The organism is Aquisalimonas sp. (assembly GCF_007120195.1).
GTDB lineage: Bacteria > Pseudomonadota > Gammaproteobacteria > Nitrococcales > Aquisalimonadaceae > Aquisalimonas.
The window spans coordinates 1-10197 of record NZ_SKOG01000239.1 but is presented as its reverse complement, the minus strand read 5'-3'; the positions used below and the strand labels follow the sequence as shown (position 1 = coordinate 10197).

The following is a 10197-nucleotide window of genomic DNA, read 5'->3' as shown; positions in this document are numbered from 1 at the left end:
CTGGGCACCGAAGCCGACGCGCTACTCAACCACCGCTGCGAAGGGATTCCGCGGGAGCAGCTGCATCTCCCCGGCGCCGACTACGTTGAACGGGTGGTCATGGACAAGGATCGCAAGCCCGGTACGCTGCGCAGCCTGCAGACGCTGTTCGATCACGGCCGCCTCGGGGGCACCGGGTATCTGTCTATCCTGCCGGTGGACCAGGGTGTAGAACACTCCGCCGGGGCGTCTTTCGGCCCGAACCCCGCGTGTTTTGACCCCGAGAACATCATTCGCCTGGCGATGGAAGGCGAATGCAATGCAGTGGCGTCAACGCTTGGTGTACTGGGCTCGGTCGCACGGCGCTATGCGCACCGCATTCCCTTTATTGTGAAGATCAATCACAACGAGCTGCTCACCTATCCGGAAATCTACGATCAGACGCTGTTCGCCAATGTGCAGCAGGCATTCGACATGGGTGGTGTGGCCGTGGGTGCCACTGTGTACTTCGGTTCCGAGGAATCGCGCCGGCAGATCCAGGAAATAAGTGAGGCATTCGCGATGGCCCACGAGCTGGGTATGGCGACCGTGCTCTGGGCCTATCTGCGCAACCCGGAATTCAAGAAAGGTGGCACGGACTACCACGTCTCGGCCGACCTCACCGGCCAGGCCAATCACTTGGCGGCGACCATTAACGCCGACATCGTCAAACAGAAAATGGCGGAGAATAACGGCGGTTATCCGGCAGTGGGCCACGGCAAGACCCACAAATCGGTCTACGATCGGCTCACGACTGATCACCCTATCGATTTGGTGCGCTACCAGGTGGCGTCGTGCTATATGGGCCGGGCGGGGCTGATCAACTCCGGCGGTGGCTCTGGCGCCACCGATCTGGCCGACGCGGTCCGCACGGCCGTCATCAACAAGCGCGCCGGTGGAATGGGGCTGATCTCCGGGCGCAAGGCGTTCCAGAAGCCGCGGGAGGAGGGCGTAGAGCTACTCCATGCGATTCAGGACGTCTATCTTAATCCAGAGGTAACCGTCGCCTGACGGTTGCCTTGCCATAAGGGGGCTGCTCGGCTAAGGTCTCGGGCTACTTCGTCAGTGCGCGCTCGGGGGGTTAGCACAGCAGGGTTCTGGGGCACACCATGGGTTGCTGCATGGGGTGTCGTCGACGCGGCCGCGAGCACACCGGCCGCTCCGGTCCGCTACGGGGTGTCCATAAGCCATGCTTCTAGCCGTACTGTCCGGTTTTATCCTGTGTACTCTGGCACCGTGGCTAACGCGCTCGTTCGGCGATCGGGCGGGCTGGCTGCTGTCCCTGCTCCCCGCGGCGCTGTTCATCTACTTCCTGACCTGGATTCCCACGATCGCCCAGGGCGAGGCGGTCATCATCCACTACCCGTGGATTCCCGGCCTCGACATCAACATGAGTTTCCTGGTGGACGGCCTCAGCCTGCTGTTCGCCCTGCTTATCTCCGGCATCGGCACGTTCATCATCATCTACGCCGGGGGCTATCTCCACGGTCACAAAGACCTGCCCCGCTTCTACGCGATCATGTTCGCGTTCATGGCGTCCATGCTGGGGCTGGTGCTCTCGGACAACATCATCGCGTTGTTCGTGTTCTGGGAGCTGACCAGCGTCACGTCCTATCTGCTGATCGGCTTCCTCCACGAGGACAAGGACAACCGCTGGTTCGCGCTCCAGGGCCTGCTCGTCACCGTTGTCGGCGGGCTTGCCCTGTTGGCGGGGCTGTTGATGCTGGCGGTGGCCGCGGGCGGCGAGTACACGCTCTCGGGCATCCTGGCCGCCGAGGACATCCATGCCTACCCATTCTACACGGGCATGGTCCTCGCCATTTTGCTGGGCACCTTCACCAAGTCGGCCCAGGTGCCATTTCACTTCTGGCTGCCAAACGCCATGGCCGCGCCCACGCCGGTGTCGGCATTTCTGCACTCCGCCACCATGGTGAAAGCCGGCGTCTTCCTCATGGCCCGGCTCAACCCGTCGGTGGGGGGCACGGACCTGTGGTTTTATGCCCTGGGGATCTTCGGCGCGCTGACCATGCTCACCGGCTCGGTGATGGCCCTGCGCAGCACCGGCCTCAAGGCCATTCTTGCCTACACCACTGTCATGGCCCTGGGCACTCTGACCATGCTCATCGGCATCGGCACGGAGCAGGCGATCATCGCGGCCATGACCTTCCTGCTGGCGCATGCGCTCTACAAGGCAGCCCTGTTCATGCTGGCCGGCGCCCTGGACCACGAGACAGGCACCAAGGACGTGACGAAAATGGGCGGGCTGCGGCAGGTGATGCCCATCACCTTCCTGGCGGCCTGCCTCGCCGCACTGTCCCTGGCCGGCCTTCCGCCGCTGTTCGGCTTCATCGGCAAGGAGCTCATGTTCGAGGCCACGCTGGGCGCAGGAGGCGCTCTCGCCGCCTTCACCTCCCTGCTGGCACTCCTGTCGGCCATCATGATTGTGGCCATGGCAGCGGTGTTCGCGCTCAGGCCATTTACGGGCCGGCGTAAAGAGACGCCGAAAACACCCCACGAAGCGCCACTGTCGATGCTGATTGGGCCGGTGACGCTGGCCACCCTGGGCCTCGTGTTCGGTCTGTTCGGTTTCCTGCCTGCCGCAGCGCTGGTCGGGCCCGCCGTCGCCGCCGTGTACGGAGACCCCATAACCGTGGAGCTTTACCTTTGGCACGGCATCAATGCGCCGCTGATGATGAGCATCGCGGCAGTGATTGCTGGCCTGGTGCTGTTCGCGAAGTGGGATACCGTGCTCGCCGGCTTCAAGCGGTTGACCTTTATCGACCGCTTTGGCATGGAGCGCGGTTACGAACACGCCATGGACGGCCTCGTCGCCGTCGCCGAGTGGCAGACTCGGTTGCTCCAGAACGGTTCCATGGGCAACTACCTGACCACGATCGTGCTCACCATCGTCGGTCTGGCCGGCTGGACCCTGCTGGTGCACACGGACACGCCGATTCCCCTGGGGCTTTTCGACGTCAACCTGTACGAAGCAGTGGTCGCCGGCCTGGTGGTCGTCGGTGCCGTGTTCGCCTCGGTCACGACATCCCGGCTCGGCGCAGTGGCAACTCTGGGCATCATCGGCTTTAGCATCGCCCTCATCTATGTGCTGTTCAGTGCGCCGGACCTGGGCACCACGCAGATCATGGTGGAGACGCTGACGGTCATCCTGCTGGTGTTAGTGCTCTTCCGACTGCCCGGCTTCATTGACTACTCCGCGCCGGCCACCCGCATCAAGGATGCGGTGGTGGCGGTGGCCTTGGGCGGGCTCATGACGCTGCTCATACTGGCGGTGAACGATGTACCGGTCGCCGAGCCAATCTCGGATCAGCTCGTGCACTGGAGTGAGCCCGAGGGCCATGGGCGCAACATCGTCAACGTGATTCTGGTTGACTTCCGAGCGCTGGACACCCTGGGCGAGATCTTTGTCATCGGCCTGGCGGCGATCGGCGTCTACGCCATGATTCGATTCCGTGCGGAGGACAAGGCCCAATGAAGGCCATGGATTCACTGATTTTACGCACGGCGGCTCGGTTCCTGCTGCCACTGCTGCTGCTGTTCTCACTCTTCGTGCTGCTGCGCGGCCATGACGAACCCGGTGGTGGCTTCATCGCCGGTCTGGTCGCCGCCGTGGGATTCTCACTGTACGTCTTCGCCTTCAATGCCGGTGACACCCGGGAACTCATGTGGATGGATCCGCGCGTCATGCTCGGTTGGGGACTGTTACTGGCGACGCTCAGCGGGCTTCCCGCGATCCTTGAAGGCAAGGCGTTCTTTACCGCCCTGTGGTGGCCAGTCGAGGTACCACTGATCGGTTCGGTGACGCTGTCCACGCCGCTGGTGTTCGATATCGGCGTCTACCTCGTGGTCATCGGTTCGGTGATGGCCATCGTGCTGGCTCTGGCCGAAGTGGAGGAATGACATGGAACCACTCATGGCCTTCGTGGTTGGCGGGCTATTTGCCGCCTCCATCTACATGATGCTGCGCCGGTCCCTGGTGAAGCTAGTGATCGGCCTCATCCTGCTCAGTAACGCCGCCAATCTGCTCATCTTCACGGTCTCGGGGATGCAACGCGGCCTGCCACCGTTGATCGCTCCTGGCGATACCCTGCCCGCCGGCGGCTGGGCGGACCCCCTACCCCAGGCGTTGGTCCTCACGGCGATTGTGATCGGCTTCGGCGTGCTGGCGTTCGCCGTGGTGCTGATTCACCGCGCCTATGTCGTGGTGAAAGAGGATGACCTGGAGAAGATGCGGAGTACCGACACGTGAGCCCAGAAGTCGCCCTTCCGGTCATTATCCCGTTCATTTTCGGGTCGTTATCGGTCATCCTGTATAAATCCAACACCGCACAGCGGTGGCTGGGTGTCATTGGCACCGGCGCATTGCTCGTGGCCGCCATGGTGCTGCTCCACAACACCTACACGCACCCGGACGGCGTGCTGATCATCGCCCTGGGCGACTGGCCGGCACCCTTCGGCATTGTGCTGGTCTCGGACATTCTCGGCGCGGTCATGACACTCATGGCCGCCCTCATTGGGTTCGCCGTTGCCATCTATTCACTGCCGAGCATCAGCAGCGACCACGAGGCCTTCGGCTATTACCCACTGATGCACCTGCTGCTCGCCGGTGTGTGCGGGGCGTTTCTCACCGGCGATATCTTCAACCTCTACGTCTGGGTGGAGGTCCTGCTGGTGGCGTCGTTCGCACTGCTGATCCTCGGCGGCGAGCGAGCGCAGATGGAAGGGGCGATCAAATACGTCACCCTGAACCTGCTGTCCTCCATCATGCTGCTCACGGCCGTGGGTCTCACCTACGGCATGACCGGCACCCTCAACATGGCCGACCTGGTGGTCAAGCTCGCCGAGGTGGAGAACCAGGGGCTGGTGACCGTGGTGAGCATGCTCTACCTGGTGGCCTTCAGCATCAAGGCGGCGGCCTTCCCGCTGTTCTTCTGGCTGCCGGCGTCCTACCACACACCGCCCGTGGCCATCTCCGCGCTGTTCGCCGGCCTGCTCACCAAGGTCGGCGTCTACATGCTGTACCGCTTCTTCTCGCTGCTGTTCACCCAGGACATGGGGTATACCCATGAAATTCTGTTGTGGATCGGCGGGTTTACCATGATCACCGGCGTGCTGGGCGCCGCGCGTTACTACGAGATCCGCCGCATTCTCTCGTTTCATATCGTCAGCCAGATCGGTTACATGTTCATGGCGCTGGCCTTGTTCTCGCCGCTTGCCCTGGCGGGGGGAATCTATTTTATTGTCCACAACATTGTCACCAAGAGTAATCTCTTCCTCATCGGCGGCGTGATCTATTTCCTGCGCGGCAGCCACGAACTCAAGCAGGTGGGCGGGCTATGGCGGGAGCGCCCGTGGTTGGGCCTCATGTTCCTGGCCTCGGCGCTTTCCCTCGCCGGCATGCCACCGCTGTCCGGGTTCATCGGCAAGTACATGCTGGTGCGCGCGGGCGTGGAAGCAGAAAGCTGGGGCATTGTGGCCGTCGCCCTGGGCGTGGGGCTGCTGACGCTATACTCGATGGTGAAGATTTGGGCAGAGGCATTCTGGAAGGCCCAGCCGCAGGAATACGCGGAGCGCGCCGCGCGGTTCGAGCGGGCGATCTCGGAGCGGTCCCTGGCCATCATGTGCCTGCCCATCGCGGTGCTGGCAATACTGGCCGTTCTACTGGGTGTGGGCATGCAGCCGGTCTATGAGGTGCTCATCGCCGCGGCTGAACAGATGCGAGACCCACAGATCTATGTGGACGCAGTGCTCGGGGGTAACCAATGACCCTGTTTATCTGGAATATTCTGCTCGCTTTCGTCTGGGTCGCCCTGAGCGGGAATTTCACCGGCAGCGGATTTCTCGCCGGTTTTATCTTCGGCTATCTGGTGTTGGCCTTTGTCAGCCGCATGAGCGGCGACATGACCGGCTACACCCGCAAGATCCCCCAGGTGATCGGCTTTACGCTGTTCTATCTGTGGGAGCTGATTCGGTCGAACATGCGGGTGGCCTATGAGGTGCTCACACCAACGCACTACATGCGCCCCGGGGTGATCGGGCTACCCCTGATGACACAAAGCGACGCAGCCGTCACCCTCCTCGCGAACCTGATTTCCATGACACCGGGGACGCTGAGCATCGATGTCTCCAACGACAATCGGATGCTCTACATCCATGCCATGCACATTGATGACGAGGACGCGCTGCGGGCCGATCTTAAGGATCTTGAGCGTCGCGTCATCGAACTACTCAGTTGAGGTGCCGTCGTGATCGAGTGGGCAGTCGTTGCAACACTGCTTATACTGGCCCTGGCGCTGGTCCTGACCACGGCGCGCCTGTTCATCGGGCCAAGCCTGGCGGACCGCGTGGTGGCACTGGAGCTCATCGCCCTCATTGCCGTGGGCATTATGCTGGCCTACGCCATCCAGGTGGACCGCCCGGCGTTCATGGACGTCGCGCTGGTGCTGGCGCTCACGGCGTTCATGGCGGCGGTGGGCTTCGCGCGCTTGCTGGAGCGGGGGGGCAGCTCTGATGAGTGATTTCCTCACGGTTTTCTTTTTGCTCACAGGATCCGGCCTGATACTCATCGGCGCGATCGGGGCAGTGCGCATGCCGGACCTGATCTTGCGTATGCACGCCACCACCAAGGCCGGCGCCCTGGGTGTCGGTCTGATGACGGTGGCCACCGCCGTGTACTTCCTCGATATCGGCGTCACTGTGCGCGCATTGTCCATTCTCGCCTTCGTGGTGCTAACGGCGCCGATCGCTGCCCACGTCATCGGCCGCGCCGCGTACTTCACAGGCGCCCCGCTGTGGGAGCGCACCCTAAAGGACGAGCTGGGTCAGAACCTGGACCGCCGCGGGCACTACCTGCGCAGTGGGCTGGAAGAACAAGACAGGCTACCCAATCGCGATCGACCCGCCGAATGATCCCGAGCGACGCCGTGCGCGACGACGTGCGCCGGGCGCTCACGGAGGATGTGGGCGGCGGCGATCTCACCGCCGCCCTGATTGCCGCCGAGCGCAGGGGCGAAGCAACGGTCATCAGTCGGGAAGCCGCCGTGATCTGCGGCGTTGCGTGGTTCACTGGTGTCTACGATCAGCTTGACCCCGGGGTGACCGTGACCTGGCACGTGCGCGACGGCGACCGGGTCGAGCCGAACAGCCTGCTGTGCGACCTCCAGGGAGCGGCGCGTAGCCTGGTCACCGGTGAGCGGACGGCATTGAATTTCCTGCAGCTGCTCTCCGGGACGGCCACCGCCGCGCAGGTCTGTGCCGACACCGTACGGGGGACCGGAACGCACATTCTCGATACGCGCAAGACCATCCCCGGGCTACGCCAAGCGCAAAAGTATGCCGTCGCCGCAGGGGGTTGCACCAATCATCGTCACGGCCTCTATGACGCCGTGCTCATTAAGGAAAACCACATCATGGCGGCCGGCTCCATTACCGCCGCCGTGCAGGCGAGTCGTAACCTCCATGCGGACACCACTGTGGAGGTCGAAGCGGAGACGCTTGCAGAATTGGAAGAAGCCCTGGCCGTCGGCGCGGACATCGTCCTGCTGGACAATTTCAGCCTCGAAGACCTGCGCCGGGCGGTTCAGATCACCCGTGGTCGCGCACGCCTGGAGGCCTCTGGCAACGTGGAGGAACAGGGCCTGCGAGCGATCGCCGAAACCGGTGTGGATTACATTTCCGTGGGAGCCATCACCAAGCACGTCCGTGCCATAGACCTGTCCATGCGTTTTCGGAAACTGTAATACGTTACGCCGAGACGCTGGTCTCGGCGCCGACAGTCGAGCGCACGAGCTGGCGTGCGGTGGGCAGGTAGGGATCGGCCTCGAGCAAGGCCCAGCGCAGGACTTCCCAGTTCAGGCCGAGGCGCTTCATCGCCACCTGGGAGAGCATCGGGATGGTGTCATCCCCCGGATTACCGAACTCCAACCCCCGGGCCAGCACGTCGGCGAGGTGCACCGTCAGGGTGGCCCCTTCACGGATGCTCCCTGACTCCGGGCTGTGGTGGTAACGAATCACCTCGATCACATCTGCCGGCAGATTCCACTGCTCGGCGGCGCTGGCGCCCAGCGCGCAGTGGTCGATACCAAGCACGGCCACCTCGGCGTCGCGGATCCAGGTATCATGCCGCCGCTGGTAGCGTAGGATGCTCCGGAATTCCCGTGGAAAATGGACGTCGAGCAAGAGGCGCCCGATGTCGTGCAACAATCCACCGGTGAACGCCAACTGCCGATCGTCCCCGATTGCCCCTGCGAGGGTCTGCGCGATCACGCCGACACCCACTGAATGCTCCCAGAACGCGGCACGGTCAAATCGCTCGCCCGTTGCTGGCGGGAACTGCCCCAGGAGCACCGAGGCAATGATTGCGCGCTCCAGTGTCGGTGAGTCCAGGCGCAGGCAGGCCGAGGCCAGGCTGTCGACGGGCTCGCCAATGGGGAAAAACGGCGCATTCACCACGCCCATAAGCCGTGCAGCCAAACCCGGAACCTGAAGTAACAGTTCAGACACCCGCTCCCGATTGAGCGTGTCGTTCCGGCTCGCAGCCAGGACACTCGCAACGGGTCCAGGCAATCCCGGACGCTGACGCAAGGCGCCGTCCACATCTACACGCAGTTGAACGCTCACCCCCTAGCCATCTCGCGACGGTGATTCGCCAGCAGCGCACGCAGATGGTTCATCGCCTGCGAATAACGCCAGTGGCGGAACAGATGCTCCAGGGAGCGATCCACCGCCGCGCGACGCGCCTGCAGCCGGACCGCCGCATCGACGGCCTCTACCGGCACACACTTCACGCCGCAGACCTGCTGCAGGCGCCGGCACGTGCGCTCATCGAGGGCAACACCCGCATTCATGAGCAAACTTCCCTGTTCATCGAATAGATCCTTGGCAAGGCGTTCACCCGGGACCACCATTGCCAGCGGCTTATAAACCACTGCTCCAGTCATGCGGACCCCCCCTCGAGCACCAACACCGGTAGGGCCGTAGCGAAGTTACCCGGTCAGTTGAGCCTCCGCTTTGGTTTATGAACAGCAGTTTAGACTGTCACCCACAGGACAAGCGTGATGTGTTCCACAAGTTCCAGTTGTATGAAATAGCCCGCTTTGGAGTTCTTTCTGCCATTTCAACAAAGAGTTACCAAGGGAGACTGTTAGCGCGACGGTTCGCAATCCGTTGCCCTGCGGGGTTGAGGAGACGTGGCCATGTTGCCGGCAATGGCTCAGGCGGCCCCAGGGTAACCGGGGCCGCCCAGCACAACCGCGCTATGTGGGAAGCGTCAGGAACAAGGTAGCGATCGAGAAGTAGATGACAATGCCAAAGAAATCCGCGATCGAGGTAATCAACGGCGAACTGGCAGTCGCCGGATCCAGGTTGAACCGCGCAAGGATGAATGGCAGCAGCATGCCGATCATGCTGCCCATGACGACCACGCAAACCATGGCCAGGGAGACGATCATCGCAAGCTCCATTCCTCCGCGCCACAGGCCCAGTACAGACACGGCAACCCCCATGGTCAACCCGAGCCCGATCGCGACACCAAGCTCCTTACCCCAAAGGCGTAACCAGTCCTTCATGCGCACATCACCGGTGGCAAGGGCGCGCACCATCAGCGTGGCGGACTGGGAGCCGGCGTTTCCGCCGGAGTCGACGATCAGTGGCAGGAAGAACACCAGGGCGATCACGGCCTCGATGGTTTCCTCAAAGTAGGCGATGGCCGTACCCCCGAAGACATTCGCGAACACCAGCAGCACCAGCCAGCCGACGCGCTTACGGTACAGCAGCGAGGGGCGCGCCTCTCTCAGACTGAGATTCAGCGCGCCGACACTGCCCATCTTGTGGAAGTCCTCCGTGGCCTCTTCCTCGACCACGTCGATGACGTCGTCCACGGTGACGATCCCGAGCAGGATGCCGGAATTGTCGACCACCGGGAGCACTTCTAGGTCGTAGTGTTTCATCAGCCGGGCGGCTTCCTCCCGGTCCTCCGAGGCCACGACCTTGACCGGGTCGTCGTTCATGACCTCTTCGATCCGGCGGTCCGGGCGGCCCAGGACGAAATCCCGTAACCGCACCTGCCCGAGCAACGCCCCGCGCACATCTGTCACGAAGACGATGTTCAGTGTCTCGCCGGCCTGGCTGCGAGAGCGGACATGATTGAGCGCCTGTTCCACG

General features: G+C 62.9%; 12 protein-coding genes. 9 read left to right on the top strand and 3 right to left on the bottom strand.

Annotated elements, in window-relative coordinates; all coding sequences use genetic code 11:
* The 9 genes from QZT63_RS16965 to nadC form a co-directional block, all read left to right on the top strand.
* A partial coding sequence (locus QZT63_RS16965) for a class I fructose-bisphosphate aldolase (protein ID WP_290652783.1) occupies positions 1-1029 on the top strand: 1029 nt, incomplete at its 5' end.
* Positions 1030-1207: 178 nt separating this feature from the next.
* Positions 1208-3511, top strand: a complete 2304-nt coding sequence (locus QZT63_RS16960) for a putative monovalent cation/H+ antiporter subunit A (RefSeq protein ID WP_290652781.1) — start codon at positions 1208-1210, stop codon at positions 3509-3511.
* Positions 3508-3936 (top strand): Na+/H+ antiporter subunit B, encoded by a 429-nt coding sequence (locus tag QZT63_RS16955; protein WP_290652779.1) that lies wholly within the window; start codon positions 3508-3510, stop codon positions 3934-3936. The genes QZT63_RS16960 and QZT63_RS16955 overlap by 4 nt, the downstream gene beginning before the upstream one ends.
* Before the next feature lies 1 nt (position 3937).
* Complete coding sequence (locus QZT63_RS16950) at positions 3938-4285, top strand: Na+/H+ antiporter subunit C (RefSeq protein ID WP_290652777.1); 348 nt, start codon at positions 3938-3940, stop codon at positions 4283-4285.
* Entirely contained in the window at positions 4282-5802 is a 1521-nt protein-coding gene (locus QZT63_RS16945) for a proton-conducting transporter membrane subunit (protein ID WP_290652775.1), read from the top strand. The genes QZT63_RS16950 and QZT63_RS16945 overlap by 4 nt, the downstream gene beginning before the upstream one ends.
* Positions 5799-6272, top strand: coding sequence for a Na+/H+ antiporter subunit E (locus QZT63_RS16940; protein ID WP_290652773.1), 474 nt, complete (start codon positions 5799-5801; stop codon positions 6270-6272). Before QZT63_RS16945 ends, QZT63_RS16940 begins: the two co-directional genes overlap by 4 nt.
* Positions 6273-6281: 9 nt before the next feature.
* Positions 6282-6554, top strand: coding sequence for a monovalent cation/H+ antiporter complex subunit F (locus QZT63_RS16935; protein ID WP_290652771.1), 273 nt, complete (start codon positions 6282-6284; stop codon positions 6552-6554).
* The gene (gene mnhG, locus QZT63_RS16930) at positions 6547-6945 is read left to right on the top strand and encodes a monovalent cation/H(+) antiporter subunit G (RefSeq protein ID WP_290652769.1); all 399 of its coding nucleotides are present in this window, start codon (positions 6547-6549) and stop codon (positions 6943-6945) included. Before QZT63_RS16935 ends, mnhG begins: the two co-directional genes overlap by 8 nt.
* On the top strand, positions 6942-7775 hold the full coding sequence (gene nadC, locus QZT63_RS16925; RefSeq protein WP_290652767.1) for a carboxylating nicotinate-nucleotide diphosphorylase: 834 nt from the start codon (positions 6942-6944) through the stop codon (positions 7773-7775). The genes mnhG and nadC overlap by 4 nt, the downstream gene beginning before the upstream one ends.
* A gap of 4 nt (positions 7776-7779) precedes the next feature.
* Here the strand turns inward: nadC and QZT63_RS16920 are convergent, their stop codons facing one another.
* The 3 genes from QZT63_RS16920 to mgtE all read right to left on the bottom strand — a co-directional run.
* Positions 7780-8631 (bottom strand): HDOD domain-containing protein, encoded by an 852-nt coding sequence (locus QZT63_RS16920; RefSeq protein ID WP_290652785.1) that lies wholly within the window; start codon positions 8629-8631, stop codon positions 7780-7782.
* A 20-nt stretch (positions 8632-8651) separates the two neighbouring features.
* Entirely contained in the window at positions 8652-8975 is a 324-nt protein-coding gene (locus tag QZT63_RS16915) for a hypothetical protein (protein WP_290652765.1), read from the bottom strand.
* Positions 8976-9290: 315 nt separating this feature from the next.
* Positions 9291-10197: magnesium transporter (gene mgtE, locus QZT63_RS16910; protein WP_290652763.1), on the bottom strand; the 907-nt coding region annotated here is incomplete at its 5' end.

What these genes read in the sequence shown, in the direction of transcription:
- QZT63_RS16955 (WP_290652779.1), top strand. Translation starts at nt 3,508, where the DNA reads ATGAAGGCCATGGATTCACTGATTTTACGCACGGCGGCTCGGTTCCTG.
- QZT63_RS16950 (WP_290652777.1), top strand. Translation starts at nt 3,938, where the DNA reads ATGGAACCACTCATGGCCTTCGTGGTTGGCGGGCTATTTGCCGCCTCC.
- mnhG (WP_290652769.1), top strand. Translation starts at nt 6,547, where the DNA reads ATGAGTGATTTCCTCACGGTTTTCTTTTTGCTCACAGGATCCGGCCTG.
- QZT63_RS16940 (WP_290652773.1), top strand. Translation starts at nt 5,799, where the DNA reads ATGACCCTGTTTATCTGGAATATTCTGCTCGCTTTCGTCTGGGTCGCC.
- QZT63_RS16915 (WP_290652765.1), bottom strand. Translation starts at nt 8,975, where the DNA reads ATGACTGGAGCAGTGGTTTATAAGCCGCTGGCAATGGTGGTCCCGGGT.
- QZT63_RS16960 (WP_290652781.1), top strand. Translation starts at nt 1,208, where the DNA reads ATGCTTCTAGCCGTACTGTCCGGTTTTATCCTGTGTACTCTGGCACCG.
- nadC (WP_290652767.1), top strand. Translation starts at nt 6,942, where the DNA reads ATGATCCCGAGCGACGCCGTGCGCGACGACGTGCGCCGGGCGCTCACG.